We start from the raw sequence: 18794 nt of genomic DNA, 5'->3' as shown, positions 1-18794 counted from the left end.
GGGCGGCGAAAACGCCGCCCCTGCAGCGGTATCACCGTTTTAAATTAATACTCCAAATCGCAAAGCCCACCTCATCACTGCCTTTCGGCGTCATCGGATACTGCGCGTGCTGCTGAATAAACGCCGTGGCTTTTTCACCCGGTGAGGTTTCAAAACGAATATCCAATGGCTGCTTGCTGGCAATCGGCGCCAGCCGCCAGTTGTTATCCGCCTGCGGTTTCACCTCTCCCTGCGCTTTGCTTTGCGCGCTGATATAAGCCGCCACCACCGAACGGTTCTCATCCGGTGAAGCGAAAGCCACATATTTGTCGCCGGTGCCGGCAAACTTGCCGCCGTAAGCGCGATAGTTATTGGTGGCGACGAGGAAAGTCGCCTCAGGATCGACCGGCTTGCCCTGATAAGTCAGCTGCTTAATGCGCGATGCCTGAGGGTTAATCAGCTGACACTCGGCGTCGTAACGGGCGGGCTGGGTAACATCAATCTGATAATTAACGCCATCAATCACATCGAAATTGTAGGTGCGGAAATCCCAGTTCAGCAGCGCTTGCGGCTGACTGCTGTTAACGTCGATCTGATTAAACTGACCGGCGGAACACTCCAGCCACTGTTTCACCTGCTTACCGCTGACTTTCATCACTACCAGCGTATTTGGGTAGAGATAGAGATCGGCGGCATTACGGAAGGTGAGCTGGCCTTTCTCTACTTCGACATAGCTGGCGGGATCGTTTTTGCGACCACCGGCTTTAAAGGGCGCGGCAGCGGACAGCACTGGCAGATTCGCCAGGTCCGGGTCGCCCTGAATGTAGTGTTTTACGTAATCGAGCTGGGCATTATTGACGATCTGCACCGTCGGGTCGTCCTGCACCAGCGACAGATAGCTGTACATTACATCGGCGGATTTACCGATGGGCTTACTGACGAATTCACGCGTGGCGCGGTGATCGTCGGCCAGCACTTTCACCAGCGCCGGATCCTCAGCCGCCAGCGATTTTTTCGCGCTCTTATCATAGACAGGTCGTGCTTCCGCCCGGGCGCTGCTGACCTGCCATTTACCGCTCTGATTATCCAGCACCAGATCGACCACGCCGAGATGATCGCCCCACATACCGGGCATCACTGCCGGAATGCCATTCAGCGTGCCTTGCTTGATATCCGCACCCTTAATGGCAGCGAATTCCGCACTGGGGAATACCGCATGAGCGTGACCAAACATAATGGCGTCAATCCCCGGCAGCAGGCTGAGGTAGTAAACCGAGTTTTCCGCTAACGCGTGATACGGTTCGCTGGAGAGGCCAGAGTGGGGGATAGCCACCACAATATCCGCCCCCTGCTTACGCATCTCCGGCACCCATTTCCGCGCGGTGGCGGTGATATCGTCAACCGTCACTTTGCCCTGCAGATTGGCTTTATCCCATACCAAAATCTGCGGCGGCACAAAGCCGATATAGCCAATTTTTAGCTGATGCTGCTTGCCGTCGCGGTCGGTAACTTCAACCGGTACTATCAGAAAAGGCGTAAACAGCGGTTTACCGGTTTTCGTATCAATCACATTGGCATTAATATAGGGGAAGCGCGCGCCGCTAATCGCTTTATGCAGGTAGTCGAGACCGTAATTGAACTCATGATTGCCGAGATTGCCGACGCTGTAGTCGAGGGTGTTCATCGCCTTATAGACCGGATGGATCTCACCCGCATTAAGCCCCTTCGCCGCCATATAGTCGCCGAGCGGGCTGCCCTGAATAATGTCGCCGTTATCGACCAGCACGCTATTTTTGCTCTCTTTACGCGCGGCCTCAATCAGGGTGGCGGTGCGTACCAGACCAAACTTTTCGCTGGGCGTATCTTTGTAGTAGTCGAAGTCCATCATATTGCTGTGCAGGTCGGTGGTTTCCATAATCCGCATATCGACAGTAGCAGCATGGAGGCTGGTGGAAACCATTATGGCCAGCAGCGTCAGACAAGGCTTGAACATCACATTCTCCTGTAAGTGATATACTCGATAACTCAATCAGTTATGCTACAGATCTTAAATTACTCCGTTATGGCAGGAAGGCCAGATTTGACTGACTTTTGTCGGCGAGTAATGACAAACTGCTATGATCTAATCAACACGGACTTATCTGGCGCAGGCCCATGCAGGTGGTGTCGCCATGACGAATCAAACCATGAGGTGAAGAATGTTAGAGCAAATTTGCCAGCTGGCACGTGAAGCAGGCGCGGCGATTATGACGGTTTATAATGACCAGGCACCGCTTGACGTTTCTCATAAATCGGATGACTCGCCGGTCACCGCGGCAGATATCGCGGCGCATAAAGTGATTGTACAGGGACTCAGCGTCCTGACGCCGGACCTGCCGATCCTCTCTGAAGAAGATCCTCCGGCCTGGGATGTGCGCCAGAAGTGGCAGAGTTACTGGCTGGTGGATCCGCTGGATGGCACCAAAGAGTTTATTAAGCGTAATGGCGAGTTTACCGTCAATATCGCCCTGATTGAAAAGGGTAAGCCGGTGATGGGCGTGGTGTATGCGCCAGCGATTGGGGTGATGTATTCGGCGGCAGAAGGTAAAGCGTGGAAAGAAGAGGGCGGTAACCGCGTGCAGATCCAGGTGCGTGATGCACGTCCGCCGCTGGTGGTGATTAGCCGCTCGCACGCCAAATCGGATGAGGAACTGAAAGAGTATCTGAAGCAGATGGGCGAGCATCAGACCACCGCCATTGGCTCTTCGCTGAAATTCTGCCTGGTAGCGGAAGGTAAAGCGCAGCTCTATCCACGTTTCGGACCGACCAATATCTGGGATACCGGTGCTGGTCACGCGGTAGCGATTGCGGCTGGCGCCCATGTGCATGACTGGAAAGGCCAGACGCTGGACTATGCGCCGCGCGAGTCGTTTTTAAATCCAGGTTTCCGGGTGTCGATTTTTTAACAGAGGCGGCGTTCTCGCCGCCCTTATTGCAATAATTTACGCACCAGCGTAATCACCTGCTTCACTTCATCCTGAGTTAACGCGCCATCTTTAGCGAAGCGTACTTTCCCCTGCTTATCCAGCACCACAATCGCTGAACCGCCATCGGCTAATCCCCAGGCTTTTTTCGCCGCGCCATGGCTGTCGACAATAAACTGCGACCACGGATACTGCTGCTTATTGCTCTCAATGCTGCTGCGCACAAACATCCCGGTGCCTGGAATCGCATCATCGGTGTTTACCAGCGTGGTGGTCTGATAATGCTCGTGCGGGAACGTCGCTGCTTTAATCGCTTCAATCAGGGCGGCATTTTTCTCCTTGGCGGAAGAGCGCCCGGCGATATGCTGGATGACCCGTACTTTGCCTGGCAGCTGCGCGCTGTTCCAGTTTTTATAACTAAAGTCGTCCTGCTGATAGATCAGTTCTCCACGGTCAGCGATGCCGACGGCAGGAACGCGTTCTCCTTCGGTAAAATTATGGGCGGCCGCCGTCAGGGGGATAAACAGTGACAGCGCGATAGCAAGAAAGCGGGCAGTTGTCATAACGACTCCAGATAAGCAGGTGATCCGACCAGCTGGTCATGTTTCTGCAATAATAAGCAGGGATGATGCGTCTGTCGCATCGAACTGTCAGCTTTGCGGCAGACAGCACAAATCCCTGCTGATTGAAGGTTTATACTGAGATTTATACGCTGAATAACAGACTATTCTGTAATGTTATGTCAGTTCAGTAAAAAACATCGCTTTTCGGAACCATGGAAGGGAAAGGTGTTCTATAGTTTACCGACAATTTGCGCCTCAGTAGTTCGTACCGAATTTGGCAACGGCGGGGCGTAGTGAAGGATTTAACCCTCAGGAGTTAACACAGAATGAAAATATTTCAGCGTTACAACCCACTACAAGTGGCGAAGTACGTAAAAACGCTGTTTCGCGGCAGGTTGTATATCAAGGACGTAGGTGCGTTTGAATTTGATAAAGGCAAAATTTTGTTGCCACGCATCAAGGATAAGCAGCATTTTAGCGTGATGTCAGAAGTGAACCGCCAGGTGCTGCGTTTACAGACAGAATTTAACTAATTTGTGACGGTGGTGAGAATACCACCCTGAAATATCCCAGGGGAGCCGCTATCGGCTCCCTTTTTGCTGGTAGCGATAACGTCTACGGGCGGCGAGAACGCCGCCCCTACTCAGCCATCGGCAGATTTATTGCTGCGACCGGGCGTTCGACAATCCGCGTGACCAGCAGCTGATCAATGCGATAGCTGTCAATATCCACCACTTCAAACTTATAACCAGCAAACTTGACGAAATCGGTGCGTTTCGGGATTTTGCGTAGCATATACATCATAAAACCGCCGATGGTTTCGTAGTTGCCGGACTGCGGGAAGTCATCAATATCCAGTACGCGCATCACGTCATCAATCGGCGTGCCGCCCTCGACCAGCCATGAGTTCTCGTCGCGCGCGACAATCTGCTCTTCCATACCCTGACCGACCAGATCGCCCATCAGCGTGGTCATTACGTCATTGAGGGTGATAATACCCACCACCAGTGCATACTCATTCATAATCACCGCGAAATCTTCACCGGCGGTTTTAAAGCTTTCCAGCGCTTCTGATAACGTCAGAGTATCCGGCACAATCAGCGCCGAGCGGATCTGCACGCCGCTATGCAGCGCCATGCTCTGATTGCCCAGTACACGCAGCAGCAGCTCTTTGGAATCGACATAGCCGACAATATGGTCGATATCGCTGTTACATACCAGGAACTTTGAATGCGGATGGCGGGCGATTTTCTCTTTCAGGCTGGTTTCATCTTCGTGCAGATCAAACCAGACGATATTTTCGCGTGAGGTCATTGATGAAGGCACGGTGCGCGATTCGAGTTCAAACACATTCTCGATCAGCTCGTGCTCCTGCTTGCGCAGCACCCCGGCCAGCGCACCGGCTTCCACCACCGCATAGATATCGTCGGAGGTGATGTCGTCTTTACGCACCATCGGGATTTTAAACAGGCGGAAAATCATATTCGCCATGCCGTTAAAGAACCAGACTAACGGACGTAAGATAAACAGGCAGAAGCGCATCGGGTTGATAATGCGCAGCGCAATGGCTTCAGGCGCAATCATGCCGATACGTTTTGGCGTCAGGTCCGCAAACAGGATAAAGAAGCTGGTAACCAGGGTAAACGAACAGATAAAGCTCAGCTGATCGGCCATTTCCGGTGAGACCACGCGGACTAACAGGCTGCGAAATGCCGGGGAAAACGCCGAATCACCGACAATACCGCCGAGAATGGCGACGGCATTCAGGCCAATTTGCACCACGGTAAAGAACATCCCGGGTGTTTCCTGCATTTTCAGCACATGTTGCGCGTTAATATTGCCATCATCGGCTAACAGTTTAAGTTTAATTTTTCGGGCGGCGGCCAGCGAAATCTCCGACAGGGAGAAAAAGGCGCTGACTGCAATAAGTGCCAGTATGACAAGCATGCTATCTAACATAGGGTATCCGTAGGTTTGTTTCTCTTGTCATTTTTGGCTTGGGTGCAGCGCGGGTGTGGCGTACATCAATGTACATGACATCAGGTCGGGGGCCGTCCATGCCAAAAATGTCTGCGCAATACGACGACAACATAACATAAAGCGTCGGAGCAGAATCCATATATCAGGGCCGGTATTCTGAGCCCCGGTGCGCATTATAGCAGCAGCCCATATCAGGCGGCTAGTGCTTCCCGGTCAGCGGGGAAATTAGACGATAATGTTATTTTTTGCCGAAGACATAACGTAAAGCGGGAGTTTGCGCCTTGTCTAATGACTGCACCTGGTTACACTGCTGTTAAGTGTAGATGGAGATTTACTGTTGTGTACGCTACTGGCTTTGCCGACAATACACCGTAAAGTTTAATTTAGGGGAGCGATTAATCGCTCCCATTTGAGTTGAGAAAACGATCTGCCCATCTGGAATCAGGGCTGGCAAGAGAATCAGGAGTAAGCGTGCCACGAATTCATGTGTACTGCATTTACTGTCTGCTGGTTGCCGCGCCTGCGACACAGGCCGCGACTGTCCGCTTACAGGTTGAAGGTTTATCCGGGGATTTACAGAAAAACGTCAGGGCGCGCCTGTCGACCATCAGTAGCGATGAGGTTTCCGCCGATGGCCGTTTCCGCGCCAGGGTATCGAATGCGATCAAAGAGGGGCTGAGCGCGCTGGGTTATTATGAACCCGATATCGATTTCGAATCGCGACCTGCCCCAGCGCAGGGCGGCCGTCCGGTATTGATTGCCCGCGTAACAGCCGGTGAACCGGTTAAAATCGCCGGAACCACAGTGGTGGTGCGCGGCGATGCGCGCAACGACGAGGATTATCAGAAAATGGTGCGCGACGGGAAGCCAGCGATCGGCACCGTCCTCAATCACGGTAAATACGATAGCTTCAAAAGTAACTTCACCAATCTTGCCCTGCGCAACGGCTACTTTGACGGTGATTTCCGTAAAAGCCAGCTGGGTGTCTCCGTGGAACGCCGCGAAGCGTTCTGGGACATCGACTATGACAGCGGTCAGCGTTACCGCTTTGGCGATGTTAGTTTTGAAGGCTCGCAGATCCGCGAAGAGTATTTGCAAAACCTGGTGCCGTTTAAAAAGGGTGACTATTACAGTTCGCGCGACCTCGCCGAGCTGAATCGCCGCCTGTCGGCCACCGGCTGGTTTAACTCGGTGGTGGTTGCACCGGAGTTCGATAAGTCACGTAAAACCAAAGTGTTGCCGCTAACTGGCGTGGTCTCTCCGCGTACCGAAAACACCATCGAAACCGGGGTTGGCTACTCGACCGATGTCGGCCCTCGGGTTAAAGCCACCTGGAAAAAACCGTGGGTAAACTCGCGTGGTCACAGCCTGACCACCAGCGCCAATATCTCTGCGCCAGAACAGCAGCTGGATTTCAGCTATAAAATGCCGTTGCTGAAAAGCCCGCTGGAACAATATTACCTGTTGCAGGGCGGGCTGAAACGCACTGACCTCAATGACACCAAAGCCGACTCCTCCACCCTCGCCGTCTCACGCTACTGGGACAGCAGCAGTGGCTGGCAGAAAGCTATCAACCTGCGCTGGAGCCTCGATCACTTTACCCAGGCCAGCGTCACCAATACCACCATGCTGATCTATCCCGGGGTCAGCGTTAACCGTACCCGTTCACGCGGCGGCCTGATGCCGGTCTGGGGCGATTCGCAGCGCTACTCGCTGGATGTTTCCGATACCACCTGGGCTTCAGATGTCGATTTCGCCGTGGTGCAGGCGCAGAACGTCTGGATCCGCACCCTTGCCGACAAACACCGTTTTGTCGCACGCGGTAATCTCGGCTGGATCGAAACCAACGACTTTGAGCGCGTTCCGCCGGATCTGCGCTTCTTCGCCGGTGGTGACCGCAGTATTCGTGGTTATAAATACAAAGGTATTTCGCCGCGCGATGATGATGGCAAGCTGACCGGCGCCTCGAAGCTGGCGACCGGCTCGCTGGAGTATCAGTACAATGTGACCGGCAAATGGTGGGGCGCGGTGTTTGTCGACTCCGGCGAAGCGGTGAATGATATCAAGCAGAGTAACTTTAAAACCGGCGCCGGTTTTGGCGTGCGCTGGCAGTCGCCGGTAGGGCCGATTAAATTCGATATTGCCCGGCCGATAGGCGATCAAGAGGAGCATGGTGTGCAGTTTTACGTTGGATTGGGGCCTGAATTATGAGTCGCTGGAAAAAGGTCCTTATTGGCATCCTGATTTTTATGTTGCTGTTGCTGGGCGGCGTGGCATTTCTTATCGGCACCACCACTGGCCTGCATCTGGTGCTTAATGGCGCTTCGCGCTGGGTGCCCGGCCTGGAGATCAAACAGGTCGACGGCGGCTGGCGCAATCTGACGCTGAAAGGTATTCAGTACGAAATGCCGGGCGTCACGCTAAACGCCGGTGAGCTGCATCTGGCGGTTCAGCTGGGTTGTCTGCGGGACTCGGCGTTTTGTGTTAACGATCTGTCGCTGAAAGACGTCAACCTGGTGGTCGACAGCAAGAAAATGCCGCCAGCGGCCGAGCCGGTGCCGGAAGAGGATAGCGCAACCGGCGATCTCTCCACGCCATACCCCATCACCTTGCGTCGTCTGGCGCTGCAAAATATCAATATCAAAATCGACGATACCAGCATCTCGCTGCTGGATTTCTCTACCGGCATGCACTGGCAGGGGCGGGCGATGACCTTAACGCCGACGCGCATTCAGAGCCTGCTGGTGGCGCTGCCGAAAGCGAAAGAGGTGGCAACTGAGCAGGCCGTCGCGGCGAAAACGCCGGCAGAAGAGAAACCGTTGGGTGAAACCCTGCGCGAGATGTTCGCCAAACCGCTGTTGCCGGATCTGCCTGATTTCCGCATGCCGCTGGATGTCGATGTGCAGGAGATTGTGGGCGAGCAGCTGCGCATCACTGGCGATACGGAGATTGTAGTGAATCGCCTGCTGGTGAAAGCGAAAACTGAAGATCGTCTGTTGCGCCTTGAGACGCTGGATGTCGACTCGCCACAGGGGCTGCTGAATGCCAGCGGGCAGGCGCGTCTGGCCGATAACTGGCCAGTGGATTTTAGCGTCAACAGCACGCTGAATATCGATCCGCTGAAAGGCGAGAAAATTAAGCTCAACCTCGGCGGCGGCATGCGTGACCAGCTGAAGCTGGCGCTGAATCTCTCCGGTCCGCTACAGGCGCAGCTTGATGCGCAAACGGAGCTGGCTACCGCTGGCTTGCCGCTGGAGATGACGCTGACCAGTCCGCAGTTCCGCTGGCCGTTAACCGGACCAATTCAGTATCAGGCGGATGATTTCAACTTTAAATTTAGCGGTAAAGCCACCGATTACGTGATGTCGCTGCGTAGCGCCGTGAAGGGTGAAGCGATACCGCCTGCCACGGTCAGCCTCGATGGCAAAGGTAATATCGAGCAGTTTAATCTGGATAAACTGCGACTGGCGGCGTTGCAGGGCCATGCCGATCTCAGTGCGGTGGTCGACTGGAGCAAAGCGATTAGCTGGCGCAGTGAACTGCTGTTATCGGGCATCAATACCGCCAGACAGTACCCGGACTGGCCTGCGAAGCTGGACGGTAAAATCACCACCCGCGGCAGCCTGTACGGCGGCAGCTGGCAGATGCGCGTGCCGGAGCTGGCGCTGCATGGCAACGTCAAACAGAATGCGGTCAGCGCCGATGGCTCGCTGTATGGCAACAGCTATAATCAGTGGAATATCCCCGGGATTAAGCTGGTGCTGGGACGCAATAACGTCAATGTGAAAGGTTCGCTGGGCGAAACGCTGAATCTTGACGCTGATATTGACGCGCAGCATCTGGATAATGCGCTGCCAGGGCTGGCTGGCGTGGCGAAAGGCAGCATCAAGGCACGCGGTAATCTGCAGGCACCGCAGCTGCTGGCGGATCTCACCGCCACCGGCCTGCGCTGGCAGGAGATGCGTATTGGCCGGGTGAAGGTGGATGGCGATGTGCGCTCCAGCGATCAGATTGCCGGCAAGCTGGCGGTGCGGGTTGAGCAGCTGAAACAGGATGCGCTGGCGATTAATCTGCTGACGCTGAACGCGGAAGGGAATGAACACCAGCATCAGCTGAAGCTGAATGTGCAGGGTGAGCCGGTTTCCGGCCAGCTGGCGCTAAACGGCAGCTTTGACCGTAAACAGCAGCGCTGGAAGGGGGCGCTGAATAATACCCGCTTTGATACGCCGGTCGGTGAGTGGCGTCTGTCGCGCGCGATGACCATCGACTATCTTAACAGCCGTCAGACCGCCACCATTGGCCCGCACTGCTGGCAGAACCCCAATGCGGAGCTGTGTGTGCCGCAAGCGGTCGAAGCCGGTCCCAGCGGCCATGCGCGTGTGGTGTTAAACCGCTTTGATCTGGCGATGATCAAACCCTTCCTGACCGATGAAACCAAACTCAGCGGCGTGTTTAACGGTGATGCCGAGGTCAGCTGGACCGCTGACGGTAAATTGCCGCAGGGCAAAGTGGCGCTGAAAGGCAATGGCGTCAAAGTTGAGCAGGATATTGAGGGCAATACGCTGCCGATTGCCTTCGACACGCTGAATCTTAATGCCGGACTGCATAATGGCCGTGCGCAGCTTGACTGGCTGATCCGCATCGCCAATAACGGTCAGCTGGATGGCAATGTGCAAATCGCCGATCCGCAGGGACGGCGTACGCTGTCCGGTAACGTCAATATTACCGATCTGTCGCTGGCGATGCTCAATCCGGCGCTGATGCAGGGTGAGAAGATTGCCGGTGTGCTGAATTCCAGCCTGCGTCTGGGCGGCAATCTGCAACGACCGCAGGTATTTGGTCAGCTGGCGCTGCGCAATGTCGATGTGGACGGTAACTTTATGCCGGTGGATCTGACCAGCGCCAATCTGACGATGCTGTTTAACGGCATGAGTTCGACGCTGGAAGGGCTGATCCAGACTTCACAGGGACAGATTAACCTTAATGGTGACGCCGACTGGAGCCAGCTGGATAACTGGCGCGCCAGAGTGGCGGCCAAAGGCGACAAAGTACGCGTCACCGTGCCGCCGATGGTGCGGATGGATGTCTCGCCGGATCTGGTGTTCCAGGCGACGCCGTCGATGTTTAATCTGGATGGCCGCGTTGATATCCCATGGGCGCGTATCACGGTGCAGGAAGTGCCGGAAAGTGCGGTGGGTGTTTCATCTGATGAAGTGATGCTGGATGAAAAGCTGCAGCCGATTGCGCCAAAATCGACCTCGATTCCGATTAACAGCAATCTGGTGATCCATATTGGCAACAATGTGCGCCTCAGCGCCTTTGGCCTGAAAGCGCGCCTGAATGGCGATCTGAAGCTGGTGCAGGATAAGCGCGGGCTGGGACTGAACGGGCAGATTAATATTCCGGAAGGCAGTTTCAAGGCTTACGGTCAGGATCTGATGGTACGTAAAGGGGAGCTGCAGTTTGCCGGGCCGCCGGACCAGCCATATCTGAACCTTGAAGCGATCCGTAACCCGGAAGCCACCGAAGATGATGTTATCGCTGGCCTGCGCGTCACCGGCCTTGCCGATGAGCCGAAAGCAGAGGTATTCTCCGATCCCGCCATGTCGCAGCAGGAGGCGTTATCCTATCTGTTACGTGGTCAGGGATTGGGCAATGATGGTGACGGAAATGCGTTAACTTCAGCATTGGTTGGTTTAGGGGTTGCACAAAGTGGTCAGGTTGTGGGTAAAATCGGCGAGACATTCGGCGTTAGCAATCTGGCGCTTGATACCGCAGGTGTTGGCGACAGCCAGCAGGTGCAGGTCAGCGGCTACGTGCTGCCGGGTCTACAGGTAAAATATGGTGTTGGCATATTTGATTCACTGGCGACCTTAACCTTGCGTTATCGCCTTATGCCCAAACTCTATTTGGAAGCGGTGTCTGGCATTGATCAGGCATTAGATGTGCTCTATCAGTTTGAGTTTTAGCAATGCGAATAATTGTCTATGGCAGTTTACGACGCAAGCAGGGTAACAGTCACTGGATGACCAACGGCCAGTGGCTCGGCGATCATCTGATCGAAGGCTATGAGCTGTATAGTCTGGGACATTACCCGGGTGTGGTGGCAGGAGCAGGCCATGTTTATTGCGAAGTTTACCGGATTGATGCCAGCACGCTGGGAGAGCTGGATGCTCTGCGTAGCAAAGGCGGAGAGTATAAGCGTCAGTTAGTGCAGACGCCGTACGGCAGTGCCTGGTTGTATGTTTATCAACGTTCCGTTGCCGGCAGGCAACGTATCGAAAGTGGCGACTGGCTGCAGCGGGATGCCGCGAGTCAGGAGTAACATCAGGCTATAAAAAAACACCGCTCAATGAGCGGTGTTTTTGTTTCAGCCTGACGGACAGCGAGGACGCCGCCAGTGGCAATATTTACTTCGCCTTAGCGCGTTCGAAAGAGGTCACAATCTCAGCTTTAGCCGCTGCAGCATTGTCCCAGCCTTCAACTTTCACCCATTTGCCTTTTTCCAGCGCTTTATATTGCTCGAAGAAGTGAGTGATCTGTGCACGCAGCAGTTCTGGAAGGTCGTTCACATCTTTGATGTGATCGTACTCTTTAGACAGCTTGGTGTGCGGAACGGCAACCAGTTTCGCATCTTCACCAGCTTCGTCGCTCATTTTCAGCACGCCAACCGGACGGCAACGAATCACCGAGCCAGGCTGCAGTGGATACGGGGTTGGCACCAGCACGTCAACCGGATCACCATCCAGAGACAGAGTGTTATTGATGTAACCATAGTTGCATGGGTAAAACATCGCGGTAGACATAAAACGGTCAACGAACAGCGCGCCAGTCTCTTTATCCACTTCATATTTGATTGGATCGGCATTGGCCGGGATCTCGATGATCACATAGATATCTTCTGGCAGGTCTTTACCCGCTGGAACATGGTTCAAACTCATCTCGTATTCCTTCAATAGTCTTAAGTCGAGTGACGGCTATTATAGCCAACTGGTTATGAAAGTATTGCCTCTTTTTCCGCTTTCAGAATGCTCCATGGTCAGCGGATATTCTGGTGCAGTACTGCACCGCCACTGTGCAAAGCCGCGTAGCATAATGCCTCGGTATGCAGAAAAGCGCGCTATATCCGCTAACAAAAAGCTGGCACAAAGTTTGCTGTAATTAATTACCGCCATGGTCAGCCCAGGCTGATACAGGCAACGTCGCCTGCTGCGGTCAAATAATCAGCGCCGTGCTATGCAGGGCGCATACAATTTATCATCAGGCAAAGAAGCCCCGTCGACTCTCAGAGTCGGCGGGGCTTTTTTCATTTTTGGAGAGTCATCATGGGAAAACTTAAACAGTGGTTCCAGGGACCACAGGATATTACGGAAGCTGAAGCGGTCGAGGATTATGCCGTGGGACGGGTGCCAACCCATTATCGCTGGCCAATCCCGGCGATTATTCTGGTGCTGCTGGGCAACTCCACCGCGATGTTCTGGTTTAGTCTCGGCGCGGATATGAGTTACAAGGTTGGCTGGCCGACGCTACTGCTGCCGATTGCCTATATGGTGGTATTCGCGACGATTATTGGCTCCTGTATTATGAAGCTGGCAAGCAAAGAGGGGTTGTCACTGAACCTGATGACGCGCGGCCTGGGCTTCGGTTATATGGGCTCGGCGTTTACCTCACTGATCTACGCGATTAACTTTATCTTCTACTTCCTGTTTGAAGGCACCATCGTCTCACATGCGATTGCCAATTATGCCGGCGTGGAGGTGAATTCACCGGCGGGCATTGCGATATTTGCCGTTACCGGGCTGGTGGCTATCTGGTTTGTCTGGAAAGGGATGTCCTCCATGCAGTTCCTGCAGACCTGGGGCGTGCCGATCTTTATCCTGCTGTTTGGTTTCTGCATCTGGCAGCTGACCCATCACTATCAGCCGGTGGGATTCTCGGGCTGGCATGCGCAGGGCGCAGTGGACAGCAATGCGCTGTGGCTGGTGATGAATATGGCCAACGGACAGATCGTGTTCCAGGGGCTGATGGCCACCGACTATGGCCGCTTTGCCAGACCTGGCGTGACGCATAAAGGCACCGCCACCATCATGCTGGGGATGCTGATCCCCATCGTGGTGGTTATGCTGTTCGGTGCGTTTATGGCTTATACCCTGATGCCGCATATTGAGCAGGGCGATGCCTGGGCGCTGGCATTGGATCCGGGTTTTGTCTTCCCGCTGATTATTGCGCTCACCGGCGTGCTGTTCGCAATTATTACCCAGATTCGCATTAACGTGCTGAATCTCTACTCCGGCTCGATTGCACTGTCGAACACCATGGATATGGCCTTTAACTACCGTCCTGGCCGTCAGTGGTGGATGGTGCTGGTATGGGCGCTGGGCGTGATCTTCTATGTTTTCAATATCCTGCAATATACCGGCACTTTCCTGTCGATTACCGGCATTCTGACCAATACCTGGGTGTTTATCATCCTCGCCGACTACTTTATCTGCCGCAAGGTGTTCAGGCTGGCGCCGACCGACTTTGTTGAGTACCGCAAAGAGTATCTGCGCATGTGGAATCCGTCCGGCACCATTGCGCTGTTAGTGGCGGTGGCTATCGGTGCGGCGGGCGTGCTGGGGCTTTACCCGATGGTTTACGCCTCGTTTATCGCCATGCTGGTGGGACCGGTGATCCATGTGATTATCAGCGTTGCCACCCGCGGTCAGTACTACTTCAAAACCTTCCCGACAGATATGCCGACCCGCTGGCGGCCGTCTGATGCTTACAGTGGCCCAAAACCACAGCTTGCTCCGCAACTGAACAAGGAAGCTGAATAATGACCGATCCACACTTGCAGGTAGCGGCGATTCAGTTTGAGCCGACGCAGTTTCGTAAAGAAGAGAACATCAGCCAGCTGCTGGCGCTGGCGGGTGCAGCGGCACAGGACGGCGCCCGGCTGATTGTAATGCCGGAAATGGGTACCACCGGTTACTGCTGGCGCGATCGCAGCGAGGTCGCCCCCTTTGTGGAAACCGTCGATGGCGCAACCTGCCAGCGCTTTTGCGCGCTGGCGCGGGAACATGACTGTTATCTGGTACTGGGCATGCCGGAAGTGGATGCTGAGAGCGGCCTTTACTACAACAGCGCGGTGTTGATTGGCCCGCAGGGGGTGACTGGCGTGCATCGCAAAACCCATCCCTATATTTCCGAACCAAAATGGGCGGCAAATGGCGATCTTGGCCATCAGGTCTTCGCCACACCGATTGGCAATATCGCTTTGCTGATCTGCATGGATATCCACTTTATCGAAACCGCGCGCCTGGCGGCGGTCGGTGGCGCGCAGATTATCTGCCATATCAGTAACTGGCTGGCGGAACGCACCCCGGCGCCTTACTGGCTGACCCGCGCATGGGAAAATGGCTGTGCACTGATTGAGAGTAACCGCTGGGGCTGGGAACGCGGCGTGCAGTTCAGCGGTGGCAGCTGTGTGGTGGATGGCGACGGTAAGCTGCTGGCCGCTCGTGACAGCGGCGACGGCATAGTGGCGGCACAGATATCGTTGCCGCAGCATAATCCGGCGCTGGCGAAACGCCGCCCGGAGCTTTATCAGCGCCTGATGACCAATACTTTTAGCTGGAATCCTGCTGATTTCTTTGGCTTATACGGTATGGAACCGTTGCCGCCAGGCAAGCAGTCGCAGGTGGCGGTGGCGCAGTTTACGCCACAGATCGGGCCGGAGCTGAATCTGTGCAGGATGCGTGAGATGGCGCAGGCGGCGAAATGCGCTGGCGCCGAGTTGCTGGTTTTCCCGGAAAAGGCGTTAACCGGCGGCAGTGGGCGGGAACAGGCAATTGATGCCAGCCATCCGGCAGTGGCGCAGTTCCTGCAACTGGCGCTGGAACTGGATATGGCATTGCTGGCTGGCTGGATTGAGCAGGAAGGGGATGCGTTCTACAACAGTGCGCTACTGGTTGGTGCGCAAGGTGTGATTGCTAACTATCGCCAGATCCATCTCAATGCCGCCGATCAGCGGTGGGCGACAGCGGGCGAGTGCTGGGTCACCGCCGATCTGCCTTGCGGTCGCGTCGGCTTGCTGCTGGGTGAAGATTTGCTGATCCCGGAAGCGGGTCGTATTCTTGCTCTGGAGGGCTGCGATCTGCTGGCCTGTCCGGCGGCGCTGGGTGAACCGCTGCCGCTGGCGCATAGCGGCACCGTGATTCGTCATAACTATCCGATACCCACCGGCGCCGATCCGCTGCACTGCCTGTTGCCAAGAGTGCGTGCCGGGGAGAACAACTTGTGGCTGGCCTTTGCCAACAGCTGCGATGCGCAAGCGGGCAGCTTCGGCATCAGCGGTATTTATGGCCCGGATACCTTTGCTTTCCCGCGCAACGAAGCCAAAGTGGTGCAGGCGGAAGGGATGGTGACCCTGACCATCGATACCGGCGACAGCAGTACGCCGTATCCGACGCATGTGGTGCGGCGCAAAGATCTGGTATTAATGCGCCAGCCACACTATTACCGCGCACTGGTAGCCAGACGTCCGACATGAATCCATTTAGCGGCGGCCTGCAGGCCGCCTTGCAGGAGAGACCTATGCAGTTAAACGGCGATGCCGGTGATAAGAAAACGGTCATCCCGGTGGGGATTCTCTACTCCGTCTCCGGCGATTACGGCGTAATTGGCCGCGAAATGGTCAATGGCATTATGCTGGCGATTGAAGAGATTAATGCCGATCCGGCGTTTAACTTCACGCTGGCGCCGATTGTCTGCGATCCCGGCGGTTCGCTGGATAAGTACTACGAATATTGCTACGACCTGCTGTATCGCCATGGTGTGCGCCATATTGTCGGCTGTTACACCTCGGCTTCGCGTAAGGTGATGCTGCCGTTAATCGAAGGAGCCAATGCCCTGCTGTGGCACTCGGCGCGCTATGAGGGTTTTGAAAGCAGTAATAATGTGATTTACCTCGGCGCTGCGCCAAATCAGCATGTGATTCCAATGCTCAGCTGGCTGCTGGAGCACCATCAGCCGCAGATCTACCACGTTGGCTCCAACTATGTCTGGTCATGGGAAATTGATCGTATTACCCGTGAAGTGATTGAGCCGGTCGGTGGTGAACTGGTGGCCAGCCAGCTGCTGCCGCTGGGGGAAACCGAAGTGCAGGCGATTATTGACGATATTATTGCCAGAAGGCCGAAAGTGGTACTGGCGACGCTGGTGGGGATCTCCGCGTATCGTTTCTACCACGCCTGGCACGCCGCTGCACAGCAGCATCCTTTTCTCGCCTCTGACACCCTGCTTAAACTCAGCCTGACGCTGTGTGAACCTGAAGTAAAACTGATTGGCGCAGCAGCGCTGGAGGGCTATCTGGTCTCTTCGGTGTGGTTCCAGTCAATCGATACGCCGCAGAACCAGCGCTTTCTGCGCCGTTATCGACAGCGCTTTGGCGAGCAGAGTTCGCCTTCGGTGGATTCGCAGGCCGCGTGGCTGGCCGGACAGTTTCTGGCGCGTGCTATCGACCGCAGCGGCAGCGACGAAGTGGTTGGGGTGCGTGAAGCGGTCTGGCAGGATGAGATCGACGGCCCAGCCGGGAAAGTCCGTATTGATGCCGATAATAATCATGCGTGGCTGACGCCGCATATGGCGCGCTGTGAGCAGGGAGTCCTGCAAACCTTCTGGCAGGCGCCTGCGGCGGTGAAACCCGATCCCTGGTTAACCTGGGTCGATCTGGCGCTGCTGGCGCAAGAGGGCAGCGCCTGATGAGCCGCGCCAGAGTGCGTATGCGTGGTCTGAAGGTGTGCGCCATTGGCTGCGACGGGCGTGATGCGCAGCATCTGCAGCAGCAGTTCGCGCGGCTTGGCGTCGAAGCCAGCTTTCATGAGCATTTTCCGCCGCCGGCAGCCTTTGAAGGCCAGCAGCTGGTGATATTTGATGGCGACAACTCGCAGCTGTTCCATCCGACGCATCGCCTGCCATGGCCTGAGTTACCGAAAATTGTCCTGACCGCCATGGAGACGCCATCGCGTCTGCAATGGATTATCGAGCAGCAGATTTCCGGTTATATGCGTAAACCGGTGCGCTTTGATGGCGTGATGACTGCCTTCACGCTGGCGCTGGCGTCTGATGCCCGGCAGCAGGAGCTGACCGCGCAGCTGCAACGTCAGGAGGAGCGGCTGAAGGCGCGGCGTTTTCTGTTTTCCGCCCAGCTTCTGCTGATGCAACAGCTTGAGCTGGATGAAGACAGCGCATACAGCCTGCTGCGCCGCATGGCGATGCAGCAGCAAAAAACCGTCGAGCACTTCAGTATCGATCTGCTGGCGAATCGTCAGGGCTATCTGGCGCTGGCGAAAACTTTGCTGGCGGCGCCTGGTGGCTGACTATTTATTGATCAGAAACAGCGACACGATACCGGCGGCAATCAGCGGGCCAACCGGTACGCCACGAAACAGCGACACGCCGATAATGGTGCCAATCAGTAAGCCACCGACAATGGTTGGCTGACTGCTCATCAGTGAGACGCCGCGGCCACCCAGCCAGGACACAAAAATCCCCACTGCAATCGCCAGCAGTGATTTCCAGTCAAGAAACGATTTCAGCAAGGTGCTGGTGGGCAGCGAACCACTGGCCAGCGGCGCCATCACTGCGATGGTCAGAATAATAATCCCCAGTGTAATGCCCTGTTTTTCCACATAGGGGAAGAATTGCGACAGCGGGGTAATCTTGATTACCAGCAAAACCAGAATCGATACGGTGACAGCAGTGTTATGGACAAAAAAACTCAGTCCACCGAGCAGAATCAGGATAATTAACGACGAGTACGCGGCCATCTGTGGCTCCGGAAAAAGAAAAAAAACGTGCTCCTCACCTTATCACTCTATCTCACTGACAATCATCAGGATTCGCACAGCTACCCTGATTAAGCGATTTCAGCAACAGCGCCTGATTCTTAATCAGCTGGACTCCCTGCGCCCCCAGCGACAGTCCGGCCATGGTGCCCTGTTCTGCCAGATACCAGCCTTTTGCCGCGGTCAGCCAGCTGTCGCGATACTTCAGCCAGTTACGCTGCGCATCGCGTAATTTGGCTTTTTGCCCACTGTTCAGTTTTTTCATCACCGAGTTGTACTGGCGGTTCATCTCCTTATCCCATGACTGATTAGCGGTATCATAGCATTGCGACATGCCGACGGTGGATGAGTTGCTGTTCAGGCAGCTCTCCAGCGCGCTGTCAATCGGGTTGCTGGCAGCAAAGACCGCAGATGGCAGCGCCAGGCAGAGGGCGAGCAGGTTTTTTTTCATCTGTTGATTCCGTAATTTCTGATAACGC

Annotated in this window: 15 protein-coding genes; 9 read left to right on the top strand and 6 right to left on the bottom strand. The window is 55.1% G+C overall.

Annotated elements, in window-relative coordinates:
* Window positions 1-31 precede the first annotated feature (31 nt).
* Window positions 32-1972, bottom strand: coding sequence for a bifunctional 2',3'-cyclic-nucleotide 2'-phosphodiesterase/3'-nucleotidase (locus N5923_RS13255; protein ID WP_267142957.1), 1941 nt, complete (start codon window positions 1970-1972; stop codon window positions 32-34).
* Window positions 1973-2177: 205 nt separating this feature from the next.
* On the opposite strand from N5923_RS13255, the gene cysQ reads away from it, so the two are divergent.
* Window positions 2178-2924, top strand: a complete 747-nt coding sequence (gene cysQ / locus N5923_RS13250) for a 3'(2'),5'-bisphosphate nucleotidase CysQ (RefSeq protein WP_267142958.1) — start codon at window positions 2178-2180, stop codon at window positions 2922-2924.
* Between the two features lie 23 nt (window positions 2925-2947).
* Here cysQ and N5923_RS13245 read toward each other — a convergent pair whose 3' ends face one another.
* On the bottom strand, window positions 2948-3505 hold the full coding sequence (locus N5923_RS13245; RefSeq protein WP_267142959.1) for a YtfJ family protein: 558 nt from the start codon (window positions 3503-3505) through the stop codon (window positions 2948-2950).
* A 326-nt stretch (window positions 3506-3831) separates the two neighbouring features.
* Between N5923_RS13245 and N5923_RS13240 the strand changes: the two genes are divergently transcribed.
* A complete protein-coding gene (locus N5923_RS13240) occupies window positions 3832-4038 on the top strand; it encodes a DUF1107 domain-containing protein (RefSeq protein WP_267142960.1) in 207 nt (68 codons plus the stop codon).
* Between the two features lie 106 nt (window positions 4039-4144).
* Here N5923_RS13240 and N5923_RS13235 read toward each other — a convergent pair whose 3' ends face one another.
* Window positions 4145-5464, bottom strand: a complete 1320-nt coding sequence (locus tag N5923_RS13235) for a hemolysin family protein (protein WP_267142961.1) — start codon at window positions 5462-5464, stop codon at window positions 4145-4147.
* A 492-nt stretch (window positions 5465-5956) separates the two neighbouring features.
* On the opposite strand from N5923_RS13235, the gene tamA reads away from it, so the two are divergent.
* The 3 genes from tamA to N5923_RS13220 are packed head-to-tail and all read left to right on the top strand — an operon-like array spanning window position 5957 to window position 11810.
* Window positions 5957-7696 carry an autotransporter assembly complex protein TamA gene (gene tamA, locus N5923_RS13230; protein WP_267142962.1) on the top strand — a complete coding sequence of 580 codons (1740 nt, stop codon included), beginning with the start codon at window positions 5957-5959 and terminating at the stop codon, window positions 7694-7696.
* Window positions 7693-11454, top strand: coding sequence for an autotransporter assembly complex protein TamB (gene tamB / locus N5923_RS13225; protein ID WP_267142963.1), 3762 nt, complete (start codon window positions 7693-7695; stop codon window positions 11452-11454). Before tamA ends, tamB begins: the two co-directional genes overlap by 4 nt.
* Window positions 11455-11456: 2 nt before the next feature.
* Entirely contained in the window at window positions 11457-11810 is a 354-nt protein-coding gene (locus N5923_RS13220; protein ID WP_267142964.1) for a gamma-glutamylcyclotransferase family protein, read from the top strand.
* Window positions 11811-11895: 85 nt separating this feature from the next.
* Here the strand turns inward: N5923_RS13220 and ppa are convergent, their stop codons facing one another.
* Window positions 11896-12426, bottom strand: coding sequence for an inorganic diphosphatase (gene ppa / locus N5923_RS13215; protein WP_267142965.1), 531 nt, complete (start codon window positions 12424-12426; stop codon window positions 11896-11898).
* Between the two features lie 384 nt (window positions 12427-12810).
* Here ppa and N5923_RS13210 point away from each other — a divergent pair, with 384 nt between their 5' ends.
* The 4 genes from N5923_RS13210 to N5923_RS13195 are packed head-to-tail and all read left to right on the top strand — an operon-like array spanning window position 12811 to window position 17847.
* Window positions 12811-14304, top strand: a complete 1494-nt coding sequence (locus tag N5923_RS13210; protein ID WP_267142966.1) for a purine-cytosine permease family protein — start codon at window positions 12811-12813, stop codon at window positions 14302-14304.
* Entirely contained in the window at window positions 14304-16019 is a 1716-nt protein-coding gene (locus N5923_RS13205; protein ID WP_267142967.1) for a nitrilase-related carbon-nitrogen hydrolase, read from the top strand. Before N5923_RS13210 ends, N5923_RS13205 begins: the two co-directional genes overlap by 1 nt.
* Before the next feature lie 44 nt (window positions 16020-16063).
* Window positions 16064-17230, top strand: a complete 1167-nt coding sequence (locus tag N5923_RS13200; RefSeq protein ID WP_267142968.1) for a transporter substrate-binding domain-containing protein — start codon at window positions 16064-16066, stop codon at window positions 17228-17230.
* Complete coding sequence (locus N5923_RS13195; protein ID WP_267142969.1) at window positions 17230-17847, top strand: ANTAR domain-containing response regulator; 618 nt, start codon at window positions 17230-17232, stop codon at window positions 17845-17847. The genes N5923_RS13200 and N5923_RS13195 overlap by 1 nt, the downstream gene beginning before the upstream one ends.
* Here N5923_RS13195 and N5923_RS13190 read toward each other — a convergent pair whose 3' ends face one another.
* Both N5923_RS13190 and N5923_RS13185 read right to left on the bottom strand, forming a co-directional pair.
* Complete coding sequence (locus N5923_RS13190) at window positions 17848-18297, bottom strand: DUF441 domain-containing protein (RefSeq protein WP_267142970.1); 450 nt, start codon at window positions 18295-18297, stop codon at window positions 17848-17850.
* A gap of 52 nt (window positions 18298-18349) precedes the next feature.
* The gene (locus tag N5923_RS13185; RefSeq protein ID WP_267142971.1) at window positions 18350-18766 is read right to left on the bottom strand and encodes a lysozyme inhibitor LprI family protein; all 417 of its coding nucleotides are present in this window, start codon (window positions 18764-18766) and stop codon (window positions 18350-18352) included.
* Between the last annotated feature and the right edge of the window lie 28 nt (window positions 18767-18794).

Source organism: Winslowiella arboricola, from assembly GCF_025527015.1.
Classification (GTDB): Bacteria; Pseudomonadota; Gammaproteobacteria; order Enterobacterales; family Enterobacteriaceae; genus Erwinia; species Erwinia arboricola.
Note: the sequence above shows the minus strand (reverse complement) of the source record. Positions and strands in the feature narration are given on the sequence as shown.

Coding starts and splice junctions, on each gene's coding strand:
- ppa (WP_267142965.1), bottom strand. CDS start 12,426: ATGAGTTTGAACCATGTTCCAGCGGGTAAAGACCTGCCAGAAGATATC.
- N5923_RS13190 (WP_267142970.1), bottom strand. CDS start 18,297: ATGGCCGCGTACTCGTCGTTAATTATCCTGATTCTGCTCGGTGGACTG.
- N5923_RS13195 (WP_267142969.1), top strand. CDS start 17,230: ATGAGCCGCGCCAGAGTGCGTATGCGTGGTCTGAAGGTGTGCGCCATT.
- N5923_RS13235 (WP_267142961.1), bottom strand. CDS start 5,464: ATGTTAGATAGCATGCTTGTCATACTGGCACTTATTGCAGTCAGCGCC.
- N5923_RS13200 (WP_267142968.1), top strand. CDS start 16,064: ATGCAGTTAAACGGCGATGCCGGTGATAAGAAAACGGTCATCCCGGTG.
- tamB (WP_267142963.1), top strand. CDS start 7,693: ATGAGTCGCTGGAAAAAGGTCCTTATTGGCATCCTGATTTTTATGTTG.
- N5923_RS13255 (WP_267142957.1), bottom strand. CDS start 1,972: ATGTTCAAGCCTTGTCTGACGCTGCTGGCCATAATGGTTTCCACCAGC.
- N5923_RS13220 (WP_267142964.1), top strand. CDS start 11,457: ATGCGAATAATTGTCTATGGCAGTTTACGACGCAAGCAGGGTAACAGT.
- N5923_RS13185 (WP_267142971.1), bottom strand. CDS start 18,766: ATGAAAAAAAACCTGCTCGCCCTCTGCCTGGCGCTGCCATCTGCGGTC.
- N5923_RS13240 (WP_267142960.1), top strand. CDS start 3,832: ATGAAAATATTTCAGCGTTACAACCCACTACAAGTGGCGAAGTACGTA.
- N5923_RS13245 (WP_267142959.1), bottom strand. CDS start 3,505: ATGACAACTGCCCGCTTTCTTGCTATCGCGCTGTCACTGTTTATCCCC.
- cysQ (WP_267142958.1), top strand. CDS start 2,178: ATGTTAGAGCAAATTTGCCAGCTGGCACGTGAAGCAGGCGCGGCGATT.
- N5923_RS13210 (WP_267142966.1), top strand. CDS start 12,811: ATGGGAAAACTTAAACAGTGGTTCCAGGGACCACAGGATATTACGGAA.
- N5923_RS13205 (WP_267142967.1), top strand. CDS start 14,304: ATGACCGATCCACACTTGCAGGTAGCGGCGATTCAGTTTGAGCCGACG.